The organism is Thiomicrolovo immobilis, from assembly GCF_039645955.1.
Taxonomy (GTDB): Bacteria; Campylobacterota; Campylobacteria; order Campylobacterales; family Sulfurimonadaceae; genus Thiomicrolovo; species Thiomicrolovo diazotrophicus.
In genome coordinates, this window is the sequence record NZ_CP147916.1 from 511,020 (window position 1) to 533,011 (window position 21,992).

Sequence of the window (21,992 nt, forward strand, 5' to 3'; positions counted from 1 at the left end):
GTGTAAACCGGTGTAAACGGCTTAGGCCCGCTGGGCCTGCCGTTTTGTCGATGCGCTTCCCTGTATAGCTTCCCCGTCGCTGCGTTCCTTCGGGGCATAGGCGCGCAGAAAGGGCGGGAGGCGCTTGCCGTGGCCCTTGGAGAAGTCCGCGGCCATCGCGCGGCCGACGCGCTCTTTGTCACACTGCCTGATGTCGACAAGATAGTCGAAGAGCAGGCGGGCCATCCGCTCCTGGGCGATCTTCCAGGTCGCCGCGGTCTCACCGTAGACCCAGGCACTAAAATCCCGGAATCCGTCGAAGACCTTTCCCTCGGGCCAGAGCAGGGCGACGCTTTGTGTAAAGTTGCCGCTGTTGTAGAGGATGTCCCAGTAGCGGGCGAAGCGCTTCATCTTCTGAATCTCTTCGAAGGAGACGTGGGTCGTCTTGAGGACGTCGTAGGGCGGGGTGTCGGCGTAGACCATGCCGAAGGGGTCGTCGTGGCGGGCCATCGTCGTGCCCGACAGTTTCTTGAGGATGCCGATCTGGATCTCCCCGCTGCTCCAGGAGACGAGGGTGTCGAGCCCCTGGGCAAAGCTCTCCAGCGTCTCGCCGGGGAGGCCGACGATAAGGTCGAGGTGGAGGTGGGCGCGGGTGTGCTCCTCCAAAAAACGGAGGTTCTCCTCTATCTTTGCCAGCCGCAGGGGGCGGTGGATGTTGTCGGCGATCTCGGGGTTGAGGGTCTGGATACCGACCTCGAGCTGCAGGGCCGCCGGGGCGAAACGCGCGATGCGGCCGCGCAGCGCTTCGGGGAAGTGGTCGGGGATCACTTCGAAGTGCAGGAAGTAGGGCTCATCCTTGGCGAGGAAGAAATCAAGGATCCTGTTCGCATAGGCGAGCTTGAGGTTGAAGGTGCGGTCGATGAACTTGAAGCTGCGCACCCCGCGCTGCCAGAGCTTCTCGAACTCCGCGGTCATAGCGTCGATGTCGAAGTAGCGCATCTTGTCGTCGATGGCCGAGAGGCAGAACTCGCAAAGATAGGGGCAGCCCCGGGACGTCTCCAGATAGACGTAGCGGTGGGCAATATCGTTGCTGTCGTAATCGTCATAGGGGAGGGCGATGGCGGAAAGGTCTACGGTCGGTGCCTTGATGAAACGGTTGTTCCGTTCCACACCTGAAAGCAGGTCGCGGCAGAGTTCGTAGAAGGCGATCTCCCCCTCGCCGCCAATGATGTAGTCCGCGTTTGAGAAATCGACACGGTGGGGGAGGTGCGACGCTTCCGGACCGCCGAGGACGATGACGGTTTCCGGTGAGACCTTCTTGAGGATGCCGATCAGCTCGGCCACGTCGCCGGCGTTCCAGATGTAGGTGCTGATCCCGACAATCCTGGGGGCTTCGGCCAGGATGCGTTCGGCGATCTGCTGGATGTTCTCATTGATGACGAATTCGCGGATTGCGCTCTGGGAGCGCAGTTCGCGCAGGTTGGCATAGAGGTGGCGCAGCGCGAGGGAGGCGTGGCTGTAGCGCGCGTTAAAGGTGGCGAGAACGATGGTATGCATAACGGCATTGTAGCGCGTCGGAGAGCGCGGCAAGCTGATTCTAACGGGGGCGCGGCTATAATCAAACGAAAAAAAAGGAGATGGTATGCGCGTGATGGGAATGGTCTTCGCAGCCCTTCTGGCCCTCGCTCTGTTCGGCGGCTGTTCGGGCAAACAGGTCAACGATACGACGAACAGCATCGTCAACGACGTCAAGCAGTTCGGACACAAGGTGACCGAGCAGCACTAGGCTGCCGGCGGGTTAAACTTTATTCTGGATCGTGATCTTTGTCGCTTCGAAGAGTTCGGTCGCTTTCTGGATCATCGGTTCGTCAAGAATGGCGTTGCCGTCGATCTCGCGGGTGCTCAGATCCGGCTCGCAGTTTCCGGTGACGCAGCTGCCCGAACCCGTTTCGACCTCTTCGGTCATGGAGGCGCTCTGGGGCGCCTCTTCTACAGCACTGTAACTCTCCATATAGGCGGGGCGCTCTTCCATCTCTTCTACCGGTGACACACTGTTCTCTGGCGCAGGTTCGTACGCCGGCATCCGCGCTTCAGGCATCGGAGCGGATTCTGATGCGGGTAGCGTACTCGCTTCGTTTACCGGTTCAGGCTTTGGGGCAGCCTCCTCCTCCGGTTTCGAGCAGGGGTTGTGCTTGATTTTCGTCTCGAACCCGAATACCTCACGTACCAGCTGTTTGATGACCGGGAAGCCGTGTTTGAGCTTGGCGCGGCAGTCGCCCTCGGCGCAGCTCTCCCAGGTAAGAGTGTCGTCGCCGTAGGCGATGAAGGTAATCTGTTCGCGGAAACACGCTCCCAGATCCGCACTGCGGTCTTCGATGCGTTCACAGAGCGCTTCGAACTTCGCGAGCGCGGGGTCGGGTGCCGGGGCGGCGACAGGTTCAGGTTCGGGTGTAGTTGGCACTTCCGGTGCGCTTTCGCTTCCTGTGACAGGCGCTGCGCTAGTGGTGGGGGCCGCCGGGGCAGTAGTAGCAGCGGGGATGGCAGGTGCCGCGTGGGTATAAGCGACGCTGTCGGGGCGGCCGACCTGGGCCTCGAGGGATTCGATCATCTGGTCGATCTCTTTGACTTTCAGCGCCTCGATCATTTTGAAGAAGATAAGCCCCAGGACGAAGCTCCCTTCGGCGTTGATGGCGAAGAGGGACTTCGCCTCGCTGAGGATGCGGAAAAAGCGCTCCAGCAGCAGCGGCGAGAAGCGGGAGTCGTCATGGTCGTAGAGGCGCTCTTTAAGCCAGGAGGTGAGTTCGTCAACGACCATCTCCGCTTCGTAGGCCTCCAGGTCCCTGAGGGTATCGACGAGCCGTGACCGGTCCTTGGAGAAGACGACGCCAAAAAGCGACTCGAAAAACTGCGGGTCGATCAGGCCCAGCATCTCCGTGACGGTGGAGACGTCGACGTGGTGCTTGGAGTAGATGATGGCCTGGTCCAGCAGGGTCAGGGTGTCGCGCAGGCTCCCCGAACCGCTGCGGGCGAGGATCTGCAGCGCTTCGGGCTCGTAGGTGATATTCTCAAGGTTGAGGATGTGGCTCAGGTGCGCGCTGACGTTCTGCGGCGAGATCTTCTTGAAGCGGAAGTGCTGGGTCCGGCTGAGAATCGTCGCGGGGAGCTTGAGCGGGTCGGTCGTCGCGAGGATAAACTTGACGAACGGCGGCGGCTCCTCGAGGGTCTTGAGCAGGGCGTTGAACGCCTCCTTGGTGAGCATGTGTACTTCGTCGATGATGAAGATCTTGAACTTCGCGCTGGCCGGCTGGTACTTGGTATGTTCGATGAGGTCGCGGATATCGTCGATCTTGCGGCTGGAGGCGGCATCCATCTCGATGATGTCCATGTGGCGACCCTCGTTGGCGGTGATGCAGTGTTCGCACTGTTCGCAGGGGTGGGAGGTCGGTCCGTTTTCACACATCAGCGCCTTGGCGAAGATCCGCGCCGTCGAGGTTTTGCCCGAACCGCGAAGGCCGGAGAAAAGGTAGGCGTGCGAGAGGCGTTTGGAGTCCAGCGCCAGGGAGAGCGTCTGCGCGATCGTCTCCTGCCCGATCAGGTCTTCAAAACGGCGGGGACGGTATTTCAGGGCCAGGACTTGCGAGCGCTCGTTCACGTTGGGAATCCTTTGACGATTAATGTCTTTGAGTTTAACACACGATGGTTGAAGCGGGGGTTATTTATGGCAGTTAGCCGGGCTTACGGGGTCGGGAGGCCGAGCCACTGCACGGCGACCTGCCGCAGCCCGTCGGGGTTTTCCGAGGCGAAGAATTTCATCTCGGTGTTCGCGGCGCCCTCTTTGATGCCGTAATGGGCTTCGAGGTACTCCACGATCGCTTCGCCGGAGTGGATCATCAGCGCTTTATCTCCGAAATAGTTGGAGATCGCCTCGGCGATGAGGGGGAAGTGGGTGCAGCCGAGGATGACGGCGTCGGGGGCTTTGCACCCGGCGAAGTAGTGGTGCATCGTACTTTCGAGCACTTCGCCCTCGAAGAGCCCCTCTTCGACGATAGGGACAAAGAGTCCCGTCGCTTTGGCTTCGACGTTGCGGTAGCCGTGGGTGGTGAGCAGCTGCTGGTAGGCCCCGGAGCCGACGGTCGCCTTCGTGCCGAGCACGAGGACCTCCGAGTCGCTGTTCGCCAGGGCGTTCTTCGCGGCGAGGATGCCCGGTTCGACGACGCCGACGACGTCAAAGGGGGCCTGGGCGCGCATCTCGTCCAGGGCGTAGGCGCTGACGGTGTTGCAGGCGACGATCAGCAGGTCAATGTCGAAGTTTTTGAAAAATTCCACCGCTTCGAGGGCGTAGCGGATGATGGTGTTGCGGTCCTTGACCCCGTAGGGGACACGGGCGGTGTCGCCGTAGTAGACGATCTCGTCGAAAAGGCGGTGTTCCAGCAGGGATTTGACGACAGTCAGGCCGCCGATACCGCTGTCGAAAACACCGACACGCACCGGTTTAGCCCTCGTTCATCATGGAGAGGAATTCGTCGTTGGACTTCGTCTTCTGCATCTTGGTGTAGAGGAAACGGAGCGCCTCGACCTCGTCCTCTTGCTTGTGCAGCATGGAGCGGAGGATAAAGACTTTTTGCAGGACGTCCGGCCCGATGAGGAGCTCCTCTTTGCGGGTACCGGACTTGAGGATGTCGATCGCCGGGAAGATACGGCGGTCGGAGATCTTGCGGCTCAACACCACTTCGGAGTTACCCGTACCCTTGAACTCTTCGAAGATGACCTCGTCCATGCGGCTCCCGGTCTCGATCAGGGCTGTCGCGATGATGGTGAGGGAACCGCCGTTCTCGATATTACGGGCGGCACCGAAGAAGCGCTTCGGTTTGTGCAGGGCGTTGGCGTCGACACCACCTGAGAGGACCTTACCTGAACTCGGTGTAACGGTGTTGTAGGCGCGGGCGAGGCGGGTGATGGAGTCAAGCAGGATGACGACGTTCTTACCGATCTCGACGCGGCGCTTGGCACGCTCGATGACCATTTCGGCGACCTTGACGTGGTTCTTTGCCGGCATGTCGAAAGTGGAGGAGTAGACCTCGCCCTTGACGGAGCGCTCCATGTCGGTGACCTCTTCGGGGCGTTCGTCGACGAGCAGGACCATCAGTTCCGCTTCCGGGTGGTTGTGGCTGATACCGTGGGCGATCTCTTTCATCAGCTCCGTTTTACCCGAACGCGGCGGGGCGACGATGAGCCCGCGCTGCCCTTTACCGATGGGGGCGAAGAGGTCCATCATGCGGCCGGTGAGATGGGTCGGCTGGTACTCGAGCTTGAGCTGCTCCAGGGCATAGAGGGGCGTGAGGTTTTCGAAGAGCGGGCGCTTTTTGCTCTCTTCGGGCGGCACGTAGTTGATCGCTTCGATCTTCAGCAGGGCGTAGTAGCGCTCCTGGTCCTTCGGCGCACGGACCTGGCCGGTGACGACGTCCCCGTTACGCAGGGCAAAGCGCTTGATCTGGGTGCTGGAGACATAGGCATCGTTGAGGGAGTCGCTGAAGCTCTTGTCGACGGAGCGGAGGAAGCCGTAGCCGTCCTGCATCACTTCGAGGATACCGGTAAAGAGGATAAAGCCTCCCTGGGCCGTCTGCGCCTTGAGGATTTCGAAGATGATGTCCTGGCGTTTGAGCTCGTTGGGGCTCTCGACACCGAGCTCTTCGGCCATGGTGACGAGTTCGTCGATCGTCTTTTCTCTGAGGGCCTCTACAGTGTAGCCTTCGACGGGCTTATGGGTCCTGTTTTTATTGTTTCGTGAATGGTTGCTGCGCGAAGTATCGCTCATGAAGGTGTTCCTCTATGTCTGCTGAGTGGATTTTTCTAAGGAAGAAATCGAGGTCGTTAATGTGAAAGATTTCCCGTATTTTATACTATTTGCGTTTTACTTGTCAACAAGTAACGCTCTTTTTACCATCCCGGCGGTACAATGGCATCACTACTAATAGAGAGAGGAAGGAAGAGCTATTGATGAGAGCCTACCTTGAAAACGAAATTTCAGCTTCCATAGAGACCAAACAGAAGATTTTGAACGATGACGCCCTGCTGGGCATGATTGAAAAGGCGGCCACGGCCTGTGTCGAGGCGTATCGACGCGGCAACAAAACGCTGCTTGCGGGCAACGGCGGCAGCGCGGCAGATGCCCAGCATATCGCGGCGGAACTGGTCGGTCGCTACGGCTTCGACCGCCCCTCCATCCCGTCGCTGGCACTGACGACCGACACCTCGAACCTGACGGCGATCGGCAACGACTACGGCTACGATAAGGTCTTTTCCCGCCAGCTCGAGGGGATGGGCGTCGAAGGCGACATCTTCTTCGGTATCTCCACCTCGGGCAACTCCGTCAACGTCATCAACGCCTTTGAAAGCGCAAAGGCGAAGGGGATCACGACGGTCGCCCTGGTCGGCCGCGACGGCGGCAAGATGGCGCAGATGGCCGATATCGCCATCATTGTCCCTTCCAATGCGACGCCACGTATCCAGGAGTCGCACATCCTGATCGGGCACATCATCTGCGACGTGATCGAGAAAGAGCTTTTCGGCGACGGCGTCGGAGCATAATACGCACGTGCAAGGTTTGACTCCGGCCCTCTTCCTCGACCGCGACGGCGTGATCAACGTCGACACGGACTACCTCTATCGCATCGAGGAGTTCGAGTTTATCGACGGCATCTTCGAACTCTGCGCCGCTTACCAGGCGCGCGGCTACCTCATTGTCGTCGTCACGAACCAGTCCGGCATCGCCCGCGGACGCTACAGCGAAGCGGATTTCGACCATCTGACGAAGTGGATGGTGGGGGAGTTTGGTAAGCGGGGCGTCAGGATCGCCGGGGTCTACTACTGTCCGCATCATCCGGAAGTGACGGGGGCCTGTACCTGCCGCAAACCCGAACCCGGCATGCTGCTTCAGGCCGCGGAAGAGCTCGGCATCGATCTGGGACGTTCGGTGATGGTCGGCGACAAGGAGCGCGACATCGTTGCGGCGCATCGTGCCGGTGTCAGAGAGACCTACCTGTTCGATGCCGATGCAAAGCACACGGAAGCGACGCGCACTATCAAATCATTAAGGGAGCTGTTATGAAAATCCTCAATACCGGCGGGACGTTCAATAAACGCTACGATCCCATCCGCGGGGAGCTCGAGGTCCCCTTCGACAACGAAGCCATCGAAGATATTGTCGAGAGCTTTGCTTACAGTGTCGAGATTGCCGGGATGCTCTATAAAGATTCGCTGGAGATGACCGAGGAGGACCGCGAACAGCTCATCAACATCATCGACGTGGACGACGAAGAGGTCTACGTCATCGTCCACGGTACCGACACGATGGACCTGACGGCTGCGGCCCTGGCGGAGTGGATGGAAGAGGATGAAGAGGAGCGGGTCATCGTCCTCACCGGCGCCATGGTGCCTTATAGCATCGACAAAACCGAAGCGAGCGTCAACCTGGGGATGGCGCTGGGATACGCCGCGACGCAACCCGCGCCGGGGGTCTACATCTGTATGAGCGGGATCATCGCACCCTATGACCGCATCCGCAAAAACCGTGGAGAGGGGATTTTCGAGATTGTCTAACGTCAAGTGCGACCACTGCCATCTGCAGTTCGATGAATCGGTCATGATCAAGGAGGGGGAGCTCCATTTCTGCTGCAAGGGGTGCCAGGGGATCTATCATCTGCTCAAAGACGAGGGGCTGGAGCGCTTCTACGACAAGCTCGGCGAGGAGACCCTCGTGCCGCCGACGGAACAGTTCGAGGACAGCGGCAACTTCAACTCGCCGGCCTTCTATGACCGCTACGTCACCGTAGACAGCGAAGGGTTCAGCGAGGTGTCGCTCATCATCGAGGGGATCCACTGCTCCGCCTGCGTCTGGCTCAATGAAAAAGCACTGCACAAGATGGAGGGCATCGTCGAGGCGCACATCAACCATACGAACAACAAGGCGCGGATCGTCTGGGACGACGAGGTGCTCAAACTCTCCCAAATCATCGACATGATCCGCGCCATCGGCTACGATGCTTTTCCGTACGATCCGCAGATCCAGGAAGCGCGGGCGGAGAAGGAGCGCAAGGATTACTACCTTCGTATCGCCGTCGCCGTTTTTGCGATGATGAACATCATGACCATCGCCGTGGCGCAGTACGCCGGCTTCTTTACGGGAATGACGCAGGGGATCAAGAACATCCTCAACGTCGCCGAGTGGATTCTCTCGACGCCGGTGCTCTTCTACAGCGGCTGGGTCTTCTTCCGGGGGGCCTACTACGGCATCCGTACCCGGTCGGTCAACATGGACATCCTTGTCGCGACCGGGGCGTCGCTGACCTATCTCTACTCCATCTATATCACCCTATTCGAGCTGGGCGAAGCCTATTTCGACTCGGTGACGATGATCATCACCTTTGTGCTTGTCGGCAAGTTCCTTGAGGTGCTCAGCAAAAAAAGCGCCGCCGATACTCTCGATGTGCTCTCCAAACATGTACCCGGGGAGGTAACCCTGCTCAAAGATGGCACCCAGGTGAACGTCAGCGTTAATGAGGTCGTCGTCGGCGACGTCATTTTGCTCAAAGCGGGGGAGAAAGCGGGCATAGATGGGGAGATCCTCTCGGGCGAGGGGAGCTTCGATGAATCGAGCCTGACGGGGGAGAGCGACCCTATCTATAAACGCACAGGCGATAGCGTCGTCAGCGGCACGACGAGCATCGATGCCGTCGTACAGTATGAGGCGACGAAGGATTTTGAACACTCGACCCTGTCGAACATCCTGACGATGCTCGAACGCTCCATGGCCAAGAAACCGCGCATTGAGCAGTTGGCGAATAGGCTTTCGGAGTACTTCTCCACCGTTATTTTGCTGTTGGCCTTCGGTACCTTCTTTGTCTGGTGGTTCTGGCCGCACCCTTTCAATATCGCCTTTATGGTCGGTATCTCCGTCATTGTCATCGCCTGCCCCTGCGCCCTGGCGCTGGCGACGCCGGTGGCGACCCTGGTCGGCTTGGGGCAGGGGGCGAAGCGGGGCATCCTCTTCAAAGAGGCTGCCCAACTCGAGACCCTGGCGCAGACCGATACCCTGGTGCTCGACAAAACAGGGACCATCACCGAGGGGCGGCCTCAGGTCGTTGACGTACAGTGGTATGGCACAGACAGTGAAGGCTACCGCCTGAAACTCCAGGCCCTGCTCAACGCCTCCAAACACCCCGTCGCCATCGGCGTTTCCGAGTATCTCAGCGGTGAAGCGGAACTGACGGCACTGCCCATTCTCGATGAGGTGCGGCAGATCGCGGCCAAGGGGATGGTCGCGCGCTGCGAGGAGCAGATGCTCAGCGGCGGCAATGCCGCATTGATGCGCGACCAGGGGATCGCTCCCGCCGACGAGAGCGCGCATACACTCTTCTATTTTGCCGTCGGCGAGACACTGGTCGCCCGTTTTGAACTGGCTGACAAACCCCGTCCTGATGCGGCAGAGGCGATCCGTGCACTGACCCATGCCGGCATCGACGTCATCATGCTGACGGGGGACCACGAACGCTCTGCTCGGAAGGTGGCTGCGGAAGTCGGGATCGAGCACTACCATGCGGAGCTGACCCCCGAAGCGAAAGCGGCTTTGGTCGCACAGATGCAGAGCGAGGGGCACAAGGTCGTGATGGCCGGCGACGGCGTCAACGACATCCTCGCGCTGGCCCAGGCGGAAATCGGTATTGCCATGGGCAACGGCAGCGACATCGCCATCGACGTCAGCGACGTGGTCCTGATGAACGATTCGCTCACCTCCCTCGAGGAGGCGTTCAGGATCGGGCGGGCGACCTATGGCCTGGTCAAGCAGAACCTCGGCCTGTCTCTGGTGTATAATGCCGTCACAGTCCCATTGGCGATGGCGGGTTATATCATCCCCCTTGTCGCCGCAATATCGATGTCGCTTAGTTCCCTGCTCGTCGTGGGCAACTCGATGCGCATCGCCTACAGCTGGAAGCGCGCGGCCAAACGCCGCTGAAAAAGGAGAGACATGGACAGTTGGGTGATTATCATGATGCTGGCCGTCTCGGTCTTTCTGGGATCGCTGGCACTGCTGGGGATCATGTGGGCTATCCGGACCGGGCAGTTCGATGACAAAGAGAAGTTCCTCAACCAGGTGCAGTACGACGGGGAGGACGAACTCAATGACGCCGCGAAACAGGCGGAAAAGAAAAAGGCGATGAAGAAGAAAAAAGAGGAGTACCGGCCGGACTAGGGCCGGGAGTGTTGTGAAACGCACCAGACGCTTTTCTCCTCTTATCCTGATGTGTGCCCTGCTGCTTTCATCGCCGGGCAGCGCTAATGACACGATTGAACGATCGGGAGATGCGCTTAGCATCATTCTTCCGCTCTGTGCGGCGGCGGCGACTGCCTACCATCATGACGGCGAAGGGGCGCTGCAGTTCGCCGAAGCGTTCGCGACGACCATGGGGGTCACTTACGCGCTCAAGTACAGCATTGATAAAAGGCGTCCCGATGGCAGCGGTCAGGATTCCTTTCCTTCCGGCCATACGGCTGCGGCGTTCTCCGGGGCCTCATTTCTGCAACAGCGTTATGGCACGTCTTATGGACTTCCAGCGTATCTGGCAGCCGTTTATGTCGGTTGGAGCCGTGTGGAGGTAAAGGCCCACGCCGTTGAGGATGTCCTTGCCGGTGCCGCAATCGGGGTCATCGGCACGTACCTGTTTACCAAAAAGTTCAATAGGGAAATCTCTTTTCTTCCCGTGGTCGGCAAAAAACAATACGGATTGGTGTTTCAAAAAAAGTTTTGAGGATCGATGTGGGTGAAAAAGTGGTACGCCCGGAGGGATTCGAACCCCCGACTCCTGGTACCGGAAACCAGTGCTCTATCCAGCTGAGCTACGGACGCATCGTTAGTGAAGCGCGAAATTATAACTTACAATCTTTAAACCGCGCCATAGTGGCATATACGGCGTTTTCTCCCCGCACAGAGGATTCAGGCTGCGGAGAGGAACCGGAGCACCTGCCCCTCGACTCTGAGTCTGAAATCACTCCCTTTCTGCTTTTGCCAGGCATTTTGCAGCGCGATGAGCAAAGAGAGGTCCGGACGCTTCTGTATGACAACGGGCTTGAAGAACTCCGCTTCTTCGACGACGACGGCATGCTCTTTTTTATCAAAGCCCATCGCCTCCAGACCCCTGGGGTGGGAGAGCCCCAAAGCGACGGCGATGGGATGGAGACTCTCTTCGTCTTTCAGCTCGATAGCGTCATCGTAGATGCAGTACGCTTCCACGGGGTTTTGGAGGTAGCACTGGTAGATGGCGGCCAGGTCGATAATATAGAAGAGATCGTCGGCAATGCGCAGCAGCTCTTTATTGTTTTCGCTTTCGTTGCCGAGGAGGAGCGGGACGATATCGCTGCCCTGCTGCTGCAGCAGGGCTTTGCCCGTCGCGACCATCCATTCGACAAGGGGAAGGGTCTCGGTATCGGTGGCGCTGCCGATGACGATGACGCTCCCCTCTTCATTCTGCAGCAGCGAGACGCCTTTGCCCCGGGTCTCGATAACGGGAGGGAGGGGATCGACCCCGAAGGCTTTTAGGTGATCCAGCATGAAGGCTTTGGCTTTTTCGAACATCGGGTCTCCGGAGTTTTGGTTGCGCTATTGTACTCCAAACAAGTGCAAAGGCTATACGAAGTTATAAAGTAACAGAAAAATGTCTGTCCTAGGGCTGTATTGGAAAAGCGAGAGCAAAATAGGTAAGATTGATGGTGTGGCCGGAACGGATCAAGTCACAGACTCCCGCGATCGGAAACCTCGCATCGAAGAAGTCGCCGCAGCGGGAGAAACAACACCCCGATCGCAGGTGCTGCCGATCGTCGTTGATTTTCTGAAACGTTATGAAATAGCTTACTTTAGCCAAATCAAGATGGGTATGACACATGACATATGTGTTGAATACTTTGAAAATCGTTTAACAGTAGTAAGAATGTTTGTGTGGATTGTATTCTTGAAAGTAAATGGTGCGCCCGGAGCGATTCGAACGCCCGACCGCTGGTACCGCAAACCAGTGCTCTATCCAGCTGAGCTACGAGCGCACACCAGTTATCCGTTTAAGGAGGCTGAAATTATAGCTGTAAAAGCTTATAGTTTTTTTAAAAATCCTGCTTCTGAGCCAATTCCGTCAAAAAAGTCTCCATATCGTATTTGCTGCGGTATTCCGGCGTCATAATGTGGATAAGAACGTCACCGAGATCAACGACGATCCATTCGCCGCTTTCATCCACCTGGTTGAACTGTTCGCCCGGCTTGAGGTCCTTCTTCAGATAGTCCAGAAGAGCGTGGGTATGGCGTTCACCCAGGGAGGTGGCGATGATGACGTAGTCGACGAAGTAGTCCCGCTCGCGAAGATCGAAGAGTTCGATCGCCTCCGCTTTGTTGCGGTCAAGTACGTCAATAATTTTCTCTAAGCGTTTTTGCACTGAATATCCTTGTAATAGTTTTCAATTTCTTCCCGGACGCCGTCGGGGATGAGATGGGTCTTCTCCAGAGAACGGAGTTCGGTCGAGCTGACGTCGACATCGACGTCCAGGCGCAGATAGTTCGCGGGGACGTGACTGCCCGGCCGGCTGGCCACGACCCAGGTGACCATCCGGTTCAACGCCTCATACTCATGCCACTTCGTCAGCGTACCGATGTTGTCCGCACCGATGATGAGGTAGATCTCCGGATCGACCGCTTTGAAATGGCGGACGGTCTCAATCGTCGGAACGGGACGACCCTCTTCGATTTCGAATGCGCTGACACGGACGCGCTCCATAGAGGCAAAAATGCGTTCAAGCCATCTCAGACGCAGTGCCGGCGGGGCGTGCGTGCCGCTTTTAAAAGGGTTGACGTATGCCGGTACGATATAGAGCATTTCGATCGGCAGGGTCTCAAGAACCCGTGAAACGACGGCGGCGTGCCCGGCATGGGGAGGATCGAAAGAACCGCCGAAAATCGCTATCGCCATGGCCCCGCTTTTTAACGAAATTATATCTTAGCTTGGGTAAAATCACGCACAATCATAACTCTAGTGAAGGACGACACTGCATGGAGCTTCTCAATATCAAAGATCTGGACCTGCAGGACAAGAAAGTATTTATCCGCTGTGATTTCAACGTGCCGCTGGATTCATTCGGGAATATTTCCGATGATCGCCGTATCCGTTCGGCGATAGCGACGATCAACTACTGCCTGGATAAAGACTGCGCCGTCATCCTGGCATCGCACATGGGACGTCCGAAGGGCGAGGTTGATCCGAAGTACTCCCTCGAACCGGTACGCCTGCGTCTGCAGCAGCTGCTCAAGCGCAGTGTCACGCTGGCGAAGGATGTCGTCGGCGAAGATGCCATTGCCAAAGCGGCGGCACTGCCGCGCCATGAAGTCCTTCTTCTGGAAAACCTTCGCTTTGAAAAAGGCGAAACGAAAAATGATGATATTCTTGCCGAGAAGCTGGCGGGGATGGCGGAGTTCTATATCAATGATGCGTTCGGCGTCAGCCACCGCGCCCATGCCTCCGTTGAGGCGATCACCAAACATTTTGATGAGAAGCACAAGGCGGCGGGCTTCCTGCTGCAAAAAGAGATCCGCTTCTTCGGAACGCTGATCAAACAGCCGGTGCGTCCCTTTGCGGCGATCGTCGGCGGGAGCAAGGTGTCGGGCAAGCTCGAAGCGCTGATCAACCTGCTGCCGCGCGTCGACAAGATCATCATCGGCGGAGGGATGGCCTTTACCTTCCTTAAACAGTTGGGCTACGATATCGGAAATTCCCTGGTCGAAGACGACCTGCTCGAAGAGGCGCAGAAGATCATGGACGAGGCGCGCCGCCGCAAGGTGAAGTTCTATCTGCCGGTCGACGTTGTCGCCGCGCAGACCTTCTCCGCGGATGCCACGAGCAAACTTGTGTCGGCACAGGAGATCCCGCAGGGGTGGATGGGCCTCGACATCGGGCCGGCAACTGTCCGTCTCTACCGCGAAGTCCTCAATGACGTTCAGACGGTACTTTGGAACGGTCCGATGGGCGTTTACGAGATGGAACGTTTCGCCCGCGGTTCCAGCAAGATCGCCCACTTCGTCGCCGACTCCTACGCCACGACGGTCGTCGGCGGAGGGGATACGGCGGACCTGGTCCAGCGTATCGGCCTTGACGAAGAGATGACCTTTATCTCCACGGGGGGCGGGGCATCCCTGGAGCTGCTTGAAGGCAAAGTACTTCCGGGTGTCAAGCCGCTTGTGATCAAGGAACACGATTGATCATCGCGGCCAACTTCAAGACGAACCATACCCGTGCCGCCACCAAGGCGTATCTGGCCAAAGTGACGGCCTATATTGCCGAAGCGGAGATCTCCGATGAGGTGATGGTCTTCCCGCCCGCGACGGCACTCTGCCGCAGCGAAGGCGATGTGACTGTCGGTGCGCAGAACGCGTGGCCGACCGATAATGGTGCCTACACCGGTGAGATCGGAACGGAACAGCTTGACGAGTTCGGGATCCACACCATTTTGATCGGTCATTCGGAACGCCGCCATATTCTGGGAGAGTCCCAGGAAGTTGTCGCGGAGAAGTTCGCCTATTTCAAAGCGCTGGGCTACCGTATCGTCTACTGTATCGGCGAACCGCTGGAGGTGCGCGACGCGGGGAGCGAAGCGTTGATGGCCTATCTTGCCGAACAGCTCGAAGGGATCGACCTTGGTTATGGGAACCTGGTCGTCGCCTATGAACCGGTCTGGGCGATCGGCACGGGCCGCGTTCCCAGTGAAAACGAGATAGAACTGATCCACGGTGCCCTGGCGAAGCTGACGAAGGCTCCGCTGCTCTACGGCGGCAGCGTTAAAGTCGGTAACGTGGCTGCCATTCTGGCACTGAAGCATGTGGACGGGGCGCTTGTCGGAAGCGGCGCGCTCGACCCGGATGATTTCTGCAAAATGATCGCCACGGCGAAACAAATTAATAAACAGGAGGTTTAATATGTTGATGAAAGGCAAAAAGGGTCTGATCGTCGGACTGGCAAATGATAAATCTATCGCGTACGGTATCGCAAAGGCGTGCCATGAGCAGGGGGCGGAACTGGCGTTCACCTACCTCAACGATGCGCTCAAAAAACGTGTAGAACCCATCGCCGAATCGTTCGGCTCGGACAAGGTCTATGAGCTTGACGTCTCCAATCCCGATCATATGGATGCGATTGCAGGTCTGATCGAAAAGGATATGGGCAAGATCGATTTCCTCGTCCACTCCGTCGCCTTTGCACCGAAAGAGGCGCTGACCGGCAGTTTCCTGGAGACTACCAAGAGCGCGTTCAACATCGCCATGGAGATCTCCGTCTATTCGCTGATCGACCTGACGAACAAGCTCCAGCCGGTGTTGACGGACGATGCATCGATCCTGACGCTGAGTTACCTCGGCGGACCGAAATACGTCGCCAACTATAATGTAATGGGTGTCGCGAAGGCGGCCCTGGAGTCAACGGTTCGCTACATGGCGGTCGACCTTGGGACGAAGGGACAGCGCGTCAACGCCATCAGCGCCGGTCCGATCAAGACCCTTGCTGCGGCGGGCATCGGCGACTTCAAACAGATCCTGCGCTGGAACGAACTCAACGCTCCGCTGAAGAAGAATGTTACAATCGAAGAAGTAGGGAATTCGGCGATGTACCTGCTGAGCGACCTTGCATCAGGCGTATCGGGCGAGATCCACTACGTCGATGCCGGCTATAATATTATGGGGATGGCTGCTGTCGAGAAGAACGCTGAGGGCAGAACGGTCCTCTGCTGGGACGAAAACAAGTAATCTTTTACCGAGGAGAGCGTTAGGCTCTCTTCATCTTATTTATAGAAGGTGCCCTCTACGGTGCCAACCCATCCTAATTCATTTTCCTATGACCGGCATTTCATTGAGTTTGTCAGAGTGCAACGGTTTCGTACGTCTTTTTTCTTTCTCATCGAGGTAGCGGTCCCATTTGTCATAATAGTATTGTAGTGTGAACCATTTACGGAAATCAGATTTAGAGTCGGCTTCTTCCTCCGTCTTCTCTTCCGATTCTCCAGCAGTGGTTACTTTTGCCGTAGCATTCGTATCCATCAGAGGAGCCGTATTACCATCGACTTTTTCCGGATCAGTAGTATTGACCGGCGAGCTCTCCGGTTCGGCAGCCGACTCCGGCTCGGTATCGGACGGCGGAGCTGTCTCGTCCTCTTCTTCATAGGCACGCTGGAGAAAGCCTTTTTTTTCAGGGTCGATCTTCCCGGAGGGGGTAATGGCATTGAGTTGAGTGTTCTGCGAGGGAGAGCTTGTGTCTATGTCAGTGGCACCTACCGTTACATGAAGGATACAACTTGCCAACATAATGGGCATAAAATGTTTCATACTTGTTTCCTTTGAGTTTTCTTGCATAGTATAGTTATATTAAACATAATCGAAGCTTTGGGAGAATGATAGACTTTTTTAATATTATCACAAAGCTATCAAGCCCGCTGTACAGGGGGTTTAGAGGGTGTAGAAATTTCTTTTGAATTACAGAATTTTTTAAGATTTGTGTGTTAGAATGGACGGCGACGAAACTTAAACATAGGTCAAGCTTAACTTGAAGGAGAATGAATGAAGTTAGTCAAAATGAGCCTGGCAGCAGCTATGCTGATGGGTGTTAGTGCGTTTGCGGTTGATAATGTTAAGATCAGCGGTGACGCTCAGGTTTTCTATAGCACATGGGATGCTGACGGTAAAGGTTATGATGCAGTAGCATCTGATCCGAGTGGTGCTCTTTTCGATAAAGACTCTTCTGCTGCAGATGCTGCGCTTCACCTGAGCGTTAGTGCTGATCTGCTGCCAATCGTTTCTGCCGGTGCTACTTATACGGCTATTTCAAGCCTCGGACTCGAAAACAACTTCGTTTCCAACGTTTGGGCAGGTTCTCACACTGCTGTAGCTGGAAACGGCAATAACTATGGTTCTGCTCTTGGCGGTGCTAAAGTTGAAAATGCAAGCTGGTTCAGCGAAGCATGGGCGGCGATCACTCTGGGTCACACAACGGCTAAAGTCGGTCGTATGGCACTCGATACTCCGATGGCGTTTACAGAGACTTGGTCTATCGAGCAGAACACTTTTGAAGCAGCTGTTCTTCTTAACCAAGACCTCCCGGATACAACACTGGTTGCTGCATACGTCGGTAACGGTAACGGTACAGAGTGGTACGGTGACAGCCCGGTCTTCGGCCCTGGTGTAAACACAAGTAACGTTTATCAGCTTGGTCTCGCGACAGGTGGTGTTGCGAACGCAGACGGTAAATTTGCTACATACGGTACAGACGGTGCATACGCATTCGCTATCGTCAACAACTCGTTTAAACCGCTGACGGTTCAGGCGTGGTACTATGACGTTACGCGTATGGCACAGGCTTACTGGATCCAGGCTGACCTGAATATGGAAGGCATCATGCTCGGCGGTCAGTACAACAGTACAGATACAGGCGACCTGACTACCCTGGATGCAAACACCGCTTATGCTGCGATGCTCGGTTATTCAACTGACGCGTTCACAGTCAAAGGTGCTTTCTCTTCTGTAAGCGATGACAACGGTATCGTGGGTGCAGCTTTCAATACTGCGACAGATCTTCGTTACGCTCAGTCTAAACTGTACACGGAAGCATGGTGGAATTACGGGTACGTTACACGCCCGGATACAACTGCCTTCAACGTAACGGCGACAGCTGCACTTAGCGGATTCGATCTCGGTGCGTTCTATACAAGCACGTCAACGAACAACGACTTCTTCTACGGTGGCGATGTTGACATGAGCGAACTGACTCTCTCTGCAGGTACAACACTGCTGGGCGCTCTTGATGCTACTCTCGTATACATTAACACTACTGCGGACGACCAAAACAACGGCGACGCTTACAACACTGTTCAGGCTTACCTGACACTGAACTTCTAATTCCGGAAGTTCTTCTTCCGCCTCCGGGCGGAACCCTTTCTTTTCTTTATTTCTTTTCCCGCTATAATTTTTCAACCCAACAAAAAGTACACGCTTTGAACCTACTCTTGCGCAAGGCAGGTTACCTGCTGCTGATGCTCCTGCTCATTACGATCATCTCTTTTTTGGCCATCCATGCTGCCCCCAACAGTTTTCTAAGCGGCGGAGAACTCAACCCGAACATGTCTGCAGAGGCCATCGATCGCCTCAAAGCCGTTTACGGGCTGGACAAGCCGCTCTGGCAGCAGTATACGGACTGGATTGTCAATATGACGCAGCTCGATTTCGGCATCTCCTTTGTCAGCGGGCAAGATGTGACTGCTGAGATCATGAAGCGTCTTCCGATCACGCTGGGGATCAATATCGTCTCCTTGCTGCTCGTCTTTGCTCTGTCGCTCTGGATGGGTATCAAGGCGGCAATGCGCTTTGAGCAAAAGGCGGACCATGCCATCCGGCAGCTCTCCCTGGTCTCGTTCGCGATGCCATCGTTCTACCTGGCACTGCTGATGATCCTGCTCTTCAGTGTCGAGCTGGAGTGGCTGCCGATCACGGGGCTACACAGTATCGGCGGACCGGAAGAGGGGGTGGCCTACTGGCTTGATACGGCGTGGCACCTGATCCTCCCCGTATTCGTCATGGTCTTCCTGGCATTGGGATCGATGACGGTCTACGTCCGCTCCCTGACGCTGGAGATTCTCAAAAGCGACTACTACTTCTTCGCAAAGGCAAGAGACCTGCCGGAACGGACACTCTTTCGGCGTTACATTTTGCCGAACCTGATGCCCCCCGTCATTACGCTTTTGGGGCTCTCATTGCCCGGGCTCATCGGCGGCAGTGTTATCCTGGAACAGATCTTCGGTATCGAGGGGATGGGGCAGCTCTTCTACCTGAGCGCACTGAGCCGAGACTATCCCGTTATTATGGGTATTCTGATGATCACGGCGTTTCTGACGCTGCTGGGAAATATGCTGGCGGATATGCTGCTGCTGAAACTGAACCCTTATGCAAAACGGGGATAGGTAGAACGCAGTAAAGCGATGTAAGGGGGAAGGGTGTTCCCCACCCTTTGAAGCGTTTGTAGGAAACGCGGAGTTTATTCGCCGAACAGCGCTTCGAGAGAGGAGAGGTCCTCTTTCTTCTCTTCGGCAGGCATGCCCTCTTCGGTAGTCGCGGTTCCGCCCTGCTCGACGAGCTCGATGGCGTAGCCGGTGAGCATGGAGGCGAGGCGGATATTGATACCGCTTTTGCCGATCGCTTTGGATTTCTGGTCGCTCGGCAGGGTGACGATCGCTTTTGCTTCGCTCTCTTCATCCTCCGGGTCGCCCTCGATCGTGACAGAGCTGATGATCGCCGGGCTCATTGCACGGGCGATAAAGAGCTCCGGAACGGAGGTGTACTCGACACAGTCGATGTTTTCGCCCAGCAGTTCGTCGCTGACGGCGTTGATGCGGACCCCCTTGACACCGACGGTCGCACCGACCGGGTCAACCTGCGGATGGGTTGAGAGCAGGGCGATCTTGGCACGTTCGCCCGGGATACGCGCACATTTCTCGACGATGACGAGCTTGTCGTTGATCTCGGGGACTTCGAGGCGGAGCAGCTCTTCGAGGAATTTCGGAGAGGTGCGTGAGAGCTCGATGGAGATGCCGTTGACCTTGTCGATGTTGACGCGGCGTACGACGGCATTGACGACGTCGCCGACCTTGAAGTGTTCACCCTTGATACGGCTTTTCATCGGCAGGACGGCCTTGACCTCTTCCATTTCAATGTAGGTGTTCTGCTTGCCGTCGACGCGGGTAACGCGTCCGGAGACGATGGTGCCGATCTTCTCTTTGTACTTGTTGTACAGCTCGTTCTCGACCATGCGCTGGATATGGAACTCGATTTCGCGGAACAGGGTCGCGGCCGCGGTACGGCCGTGAGATTCGATGTCGTGCTCGATCTGGAACTCGTCGCCGACTTCGACGTCGGGGTCAACCTCGGCCTTGGCACGGGTCAGGCCGATGTAGGCAGCGGCCTCTTCGCCTTCAAGGCGTTCGTCGTCATCTTCCACAACGGTAATGGTCTGGTAGACGCGGATGCTTTTTGTCTCAGGATCGATTTCCGCATCATAGGCGAACTCCGGGTTGACCAGGCGCTTGGCCGTCTGGATAAATGCCGCTTTGACCGCTTCTTTCACGTTTTCGGAGGAGAGCCCTTTTTCGTGTGCGATCGATTCAATAATGTCCAGAATATTTTCCATAACTATCCCTGTGTGTATTCGCTAGTCGTTCCATAAAAAAATGAGGTGTGATTGTTTTTTATAGAAGGGTAGTATTATACCCAAAAAACACTAAAGTTGCCACTAAGCATACAACTTAATGCATGCTTAATCAAACGCGGGCTATAATCGCGTCATTATTAATAGCGCTGATATGAGGCGGGAGAAAGGATGAGTATGGAGCTTAAAATCGCTCGCAGTCACACCGATAAGAAACCGAAGAAAGTTGATGTCGATAAGATCGAGGGAATGGTCGAAAAAGAGGGTTCTGTGATCCTTTACTTTGACCGTGAAAACTCGCACAAGGACCTGCTGGCACTGCAGGAACACTTCGAGAACGAAGGTAAAAGCGTTTATATGCGCGAAGTACGTTTCGGTCTTGCCGATAACGAATATATGTACGAAGTGCATATCCTCTAAGCCCTCCCGGGCACCCAAAGCATTCCTGTGAAAAAACTGTTTATCGAAACCCTCGGCTGTGCCATGAACGTTCGCGATAGCGAACATATGATCGCCGAACTCTCCCAAAAAGAGGATTATGCGCTGTGCGACACGGCCGAAGAGGCGGACCTGATCCTGATCAATACCTGTTCCGTCCGCGAAAAGCCGGTGCACAAACTCTTCTCCGAACTGGGCGCGTTCAACAAAAAGAAAAAGGCCGATGCGAAGATCGGCGTATGCGGCTGCACGGCCTCGCATCTCGGCGAGGAGATCATTAAAAAGGCCCCTTACGTCAACTTTGTTTTGGGGGCGCGCAACGTCTCCAAGATCACCGATGTATTGCACCGGGACAAGGCCGTTGAGACGGAAATCGATTACGACGAGTCCCAGTTCGCCTTCAGCGAGTTCCGCAGTTCGCCGTGGAAGGCTTTCATCAACATCTCTATCGGCTGCGACAAACAGTGTACTTTCTGTATCGTGCCCAAGACCCGGGGCGACGAGATCTCCATTCCCGCCGACCTGATCGTCAAAGAGGCGGAGAAAGCGGCGGCAACCGGCGCCAAAGAGATCTTCCTGCTGGGGCAGAATGTCAACAACTACGGCCGCCGTTTTTCAGGGGAGCATGAAAAGATCAACTTTACCGAACTGCTGCGCCGCGTCAGCGCCGTCGAGGGGATCGAGCGTATCCGTTTTACCTCGCCGCACCCTTTTCATATGGATGATGAGTTTATCGGGGAGTTCGCCTCCAACCCGAAGATCTGCAAGTCCATCCACGTCCCGCTGCAGAGCGGCTCGACACCCATTCTCAAAGCGATGAAACGCGGCTATACCAAGGAGTGGTTCCTCAACCGCATCGAGAAGCTCCGGACGATGGTGCCTGATGTGAGCATCAGTACTGACGTCATCGTCGCCTTCCCCGGGGAGAGCGAGGCGGATTTCGAAGAGACGATGGAAGTCGTCCGCAAATCCTCCTTTGAACAGATGTTCAGTTTCAAATATTCCCCCCGTCCCCTGACCGAAGCGGCGGAGTACAGCGAAACGGTCGACCCGGAGGTCGCATCGGAGCGCCTGATGCGCCTGCAGAGCATGCATGACGCGATGCTGGACGAAAAGTGCAAAGCGTATCTGGGCAGAACTTTCACCGTCTATTTCGAAGAACTGCGCAGCGACGGCTATGTGGCCGGGCGCAGCGACAACAATATTCTGATCAAAGTCAAAGGCAGCGAGGAGCTGCTGGGGCAGTTCGCGGACGTCCGCATTACCCAGACCTACCGCATGGGCCAGGTAGGGGAGCTGGTCGGCGAATAA

Annotated in this window: 23 protein-coding genes and 2 tRNA genes; 14 read left to right on the forward strand and 11 right to left on the reverse strand. The window is 56.3% G+C overall.

Annotated elements, in window-relative coordinates; all coding sequences use genetic code 11:
- Positions 1-21: 21 nt before the first annotated feature.
- Positions 22-1,536, reverse strand: coding sequence for a DUF4080 domain-containing protein (locus tag WCX72_RS02605; RefSeq protein WP_345970720.1), 1,515 nt, complete (start codon positions 1,534-1,536; stop codon positions 22-24).
- Positions 1,537-1,621: 85 nt separating this feature from the next.
- Between WCX72_RS02605 and WCX72_RS02610 the strand changes: the two genes are divergently transcribed.
- Positions 1,622-1,765 (forward strand): hypothetical protein, encoded by a 144-nt coding sequence (locus WCX72_RS02610; protein ID WP_345970722.1) that lies wholly within the window; start codon positions 1,622-1,624, stop codon positions 1,763-1,765.
- 12 nt (positions 1,766-1,777) lie between these two features.
- On the opposite strand, the gene WCX72_RS02615 is transcribed toward WCX72_RS02610, so the two are convergent.
- The 3 genes from WCX72_RS02615 to rho form a co-directional block, all read right to left on the reverse strand.
- Positions 1,778-3,631 carry a DNA polymerase III subunit gamma/tau gene (locus WCX72_RS02615; protein ID WP_345970723.1) on the reverse strand — a complete coding sequence of 618 codons (1,854 nt, stop codon included), beginning with the start codon at positions 3,629-3,631 and terminating at the stop codon, positions 1,778-1,780.
- Positions 3,632-3,714: 83 nt separating this feature from the next.
- Positions 3,715-4,467 (reverse strand): glutamate racemase, encoded by a 753-nt coding sequence (gene murI, locus WCX72_RS02620; RefSeq protein ID WP_345970724.1) that lies wholly within the window; start codon positions 4,465-4,467, stop codon positions 3,715-3,717.
- Between the two features lie 4 nt (positions 4,468-4,471).
- Positions 4,472-5,794: a transcription termination factor Rho gene (rho, locus tag WCX72_RS02625; RefSeq protein WP_345970725.1), complete on the reverse strand. Its 1,323-nt coding sequence runs from the start codon at positions 5,792-5,794 to the stop codon at positions 4,472-4,474.
- A gap of 182 nt (positions 5,795-5,976) precedes the next feature.
- Here rho and gmhA point away from each other — a divergent pair, with 182 nt between their 5' ends.
- Genes gmhA through WCX72_RS02655 form a run of 6 tightly spaced genes read left to right on the forward strand, consistent with a single transcriptional unit; the run spans position 5,977 to position 10,784 of the window.
- Entirely contained in the window at positions 5,977-6,567 is a 591-nt protein-coding gene (gmhA, locus tag WCX72_RS02630) for a D-sedoheptulose 7-phosphate isomerase (protein WP_345971507.1), read from the forward strand.
- A gap of 7 nt (positions 6,568-6,574) precedes the next feature.
- Entirely contained in the window at positions 6,575-7,087 is a 513-nt protein-coding gene (gmhB, locus tag WCX72_RS02635) for a D-glycero-beta-D-manno-heptose 1,7-bisphosphate 7-phosphatase (RefSeq protein ID WP_345970726.1), read from the forward strand.
- Entirely contained in the window at positions 7,084-7,578 is a 495-nt protein-coding gene (locus WCX72_RS02640; protein ID WP_345970727.1) for an asparaginase domain-containing protein, read from the forward strand. The genes gmhB and WCX72_RS02640 overlap by 4 nt, the downstream gene beginning before the upstream one ends.
- Complete coding sequence (locus WCX72_RS02645; protein WP_345970728.1) at positions 7,571-9,991, forward strand: heavy metal translocating P-type ATPase; 2,421 nt, start codon at positions 7,571-7,573, stop codon at positions 9,989-9,991. The genes WCX72_RS02640 and WCX72_RS02645 overlap by 8 nt, the downstream gene beginning before the upstream one ends.
- Before the next feature lie 12 nt (positions 9,992-10,003).
- Positions 10,004-10,228 (forward strand): cbb3-type cytochrome oxidase assembly protein CcoS, encoded by a 225-nt coding sequence (ccoS, locus tag WCX72_RS02650; protein ID WP_345970729.1) that lies wholly within the window; start codon positions 10,004-10,006, stop codon positions 10,226-10,228.
- A gap of 13 nt (positions 10,229-10,241) precedes the next feature.
- Positions 10,242-10,784 carry a phosphatase PAP2 family protein gene (locus WCX72_RS02655; RefSeq protein ID WP_345970730.1) on the forward strand — a complete coding sequence of 181 codons (543 nt, stop codon included), beginning with the start codon at positions 10,242-10,244 and terminating at the stop codon, positions 10,782-10,784.
- Between the two features lie 21 nt (positions 10,785-10,805).
- Here the strand turns inward: WCX72_RS02655 and WCX72_RS02660 are convergent.
- The 5 genes from WCX72_RS02660 to nadD form a co-directional block, all read right to left on the reverse strand.
- A tRNA-Arg gene (locus WCX72_RS02660) sits at positions 10,806-10,882 on the reverse strand.
- 87 nt (positions 10,883-10,969) lie between these two features.
- On the reverse strand, positions 10,970-11,608 hold the full coding sequence (locus tag WCX72_RS02665) for a hypothetical protein (protein ID WP_345970731.1): 639 nt from the start codon (positions 11,606-11,608) through the stop codon (positions 10,970-10,972).
- Positions 11,609-11,992: 384 nt separating this feature from the next.
- Positions 11,993-12,069, reverse strand: a tRNA-Arg gene (locus tag WCX72_RS02670).
- 57 nt (positions 12,070-12,126) lie between these two features.
- A complete protein-coding gene (gene rsfS / locus WCX72_RS02675) occupies positions 12,127-12,453 on the reverse strand; it encodes a ribosome silencing factor (protein WP_231020300.1) in 327 nt (108 codons plus the stop codon).
- A complete protein-coding gene (gene nadD / locus WCX72_RS02680) occupies positions 12,438-12,983 on the reverse strand; it encodes a nicotinate (nicotinamide) nucleotide adenylyltransferase (protein WP_345970732.1) in 546 nt (181 codons plus the stop codon). Before nadD ends, rsfS begins: the two co-directional genes overlap by 16 nt.
- Before the next feature lie 80 nt (positions 12,984-13,063).
- Between nadD and WCX72_RS02685 the strand changes: the two genes are divergently transcribed.
- Genes WCX72_RS02685 through fabI form a run of 3 tightly spaced genes read left to right on the forward strand, consistent with a single transcriptional unit; the run spans position 13,064 to position 15,802 of the window.
- Positions 13,064-14,266, forward strand: coding sequence for a phosphoglycerate kinase (locus tag WCX72_RS02685; RefSeq protein ID WP_345970733.1), 1,203 nt, complete (start codon positions 13,064-13,066; stop codon positions 14,264-14,266).
- Positions 14,263-14,979, forward strand: coding sequence for a triose-phosphate isomerase (locus WCX72_RS02690; protein ID WP_345970734.1), 717 nt, complete (start codon positions 14,263-14,265; stop codon positions 14,977-14,979). Before WCX72_RS02685 ends, WCX72_RS02690 begins: the two co-directional genes overlap by 4 nt.
- 1 nt (position 14,980) lies before the next feature.
- Positions 14,981-15,802 carry an enoyl-ACP reductase FabI gene (gene fabI, locus WCX72_RS02695; protein ID WP_345970735.1) on the forward strand — a complete coding sequence of 274 codons (822 nt, stop codon included), beginning with the start codon at positions 14,981-14,983 and terminating at the stop codon, positions 15,800-15,802.
- Between the two features lie 78 nt (positions 15,803-15,880).
- Here the strand turns inward: fabI and WCX72_RS02700 are convergent, their stop codons facing one another.
- Complete coding sequence (locus WCX72_RS02700; RefSeq protein ID WP_345970736.1) at positions 15,881-16,378, reverse strand: hypothetical protein; 498 nt, start codon at positions 16,376-16,378, stop codon at positions 15,881-15,883.
- Positions 16,379-16,609: 231 nt separating this feature from the next.
- Here WCX72_RS02700 and WCX72_RS02705 point away from each other — a divergent pair, with 231 nt between their 5' ends.
- Together WCX72_RS02705 and WCX72_RS02710 are read left to right on the forward strand one after the other, a co-directional pair.
- Positions 16,610-17,944, forward strand: coding sequence for a hypothetical protein (locus WCX72_RS02705; RefSeq protein WP_345970737.1), 1,335 nt, complete (start codon positions 16,610-16,612; stop codon positions 17,942-17,944).
- Positions 17,945-18,039: 95 nt separating this feature from the next.
- Positions 18,040-19,002, forward strand: coding sequence for an ABC transporter permease (locus WCX72_RS02710; RefSeq protein ID WP_345970738.1), 963 nt, complete (start codon positions 18,040-18,042; stop codon positions 19,000-19,002).
- Positions 19,003-19,076: 74 nt separating this feature from the next.
- Here the strand turns inward: WCX72_RS02710 and nusA are convergent, their stop codons facing one another.
- Positions 19,077-20,225, reverse strand: a complete 1,149-nt coding sequence (gene nusA / locus WCX72_RS02715) for a transcription termination factor NusA (RefSeq protein WP_345970739.1) — start codon at positions 20,223-20,225, stop codon at positions 19,077-19,079.
- Positions 20,226-20,420: 195 nt separating this feature from the next.
- Between nusA and WCX72_RS02720 the strand changes: the two genes are divergently transcribed.
- Both WCX72_RS02720 and miaB read left to right on the forward strand, forming a co-directional pair.
- On the forward strand, positions 20,421-20,663 hold the full coding sequence (locus WCX72_RS02720) for an HP0268 family nuclease (protein ID WP_231020309.1): 243 nt from the start codon (positions 20,421-20,423) through the stop codon (positions 20,661-20,663).
- 21 nt (positions 20,664-20,684) lie between these two features.
- Positions 20,685-21,992: a tRNA (N6-isopentenyl adenosine(37)-C2)-methylthiotransferase MiaB gene (gene miaB / locus WCX72_RS02725; protein ID WP_345971509.1), complete on the forward strand. Its 1,308-nt coding sequence runs from the start codon at positions 20,685-20,687 to the stop codon at positions 21,990-21,992.

Excerpts from the sequence above, each read along its gene's own strand:
- nadD (WP_345970732.1), bottom strand. The coding sequence starts at position 12,983 with ATGGCGATAGCGATTTTCGGCGGTTCTTTCGATCCTCCCCATGCCGGG.
- fabI (WP_345970735.1), top strand. The coding sequence starts at position 14,981 with ATGTTGATGAAAGGCAAAAAGGGTCTGATCGTCGGACTGGCAAATGAT.
- WCX72_RS02700 (WP_345970736.1), bottom strand. The coding sequence starts at position 16,378 with ATGAAACATTTTATGCCCATTATGTTGGCAAGTTGTATCCTTCATGTA.
- WCX72_RS02640 (WP_345970727.1), top strand. The coding sequence starts at position 7,084 with ATGAAAATCCTCAATACCGGCGGGACGTTCAATAAACGCTACGATCCC.
- nusA (WP_345970739.1), bottom strand. The coding sequence starts at position 20,225 with ATGGAAAATATTCTGGACATTATTGAATCGATCGCACACGAAAAAGGG.
- ccoS (WP_345970729.1), top strand. The coding sequence starts at position 10,004 with ATGGACAGTTGGGTGATTATCATGATGCTGGCCGTCTCGGTCTTTCTG.
- WCX72_RS02610 (WP_345970722.1), top strand. The coding sequence starts at position 1,622 with ATGCGCGTGATGGGAATGGTCTTCGCAGCCCTTCTGGCCCTCGCTCTG.
- rho (WP_345970725.1), bottom strand. The coding sequence starts at position 5,794 with ATGAGCGATACTTCGCGCAGCAACCATTCACGAAACAATAAAAACAGG.
- WCX72_RS02665 (WP_345970731.1), bottom strand. The coding sequence starts at position 11,608 with ATGTTCGAAAAAGCCAAAGCCTTCATGCTGGATCACCTAAAAGCCTTC.
- WCX72_RS02605 (WP_345970720.1), bottom strand. The coding sequence starts at position 1,536 with ATGCATACCATCGTTCTCGCCACCTTTAACGCGCGCTACAGCCACGCC.
- gmhA (WP_345971507.1), top strand. The coding sequence starts at position 5,977 with ATGAGAGCCTACCTTGAAAACGAAATTTCAGCTTCCATAGAGACCAAA.
- WCX72_RS02720 (WP_231020309.1), top strand. The coding sequence starts at position 20,421 with ATGGAGCTTAAAATCGCTCGCAGTCACACCGATAAGAAACCGAAGAAA.
- WCX72_RS02705 (WP_345970737.1), top strand. The coding sequence starts at position 16,610 with ATGAAGTTAGTCAAAATGAGCCTGGCAGCAGCTATGCTGATGGGTGTT.
- WCX72_RS02685 (WP_345970733.1), top strand. The coding sequence starts at position 13,064 with ATGGAGCTTCTCAATATCAAAGATCTGGACCTGCAGGACAAGAAAGTA.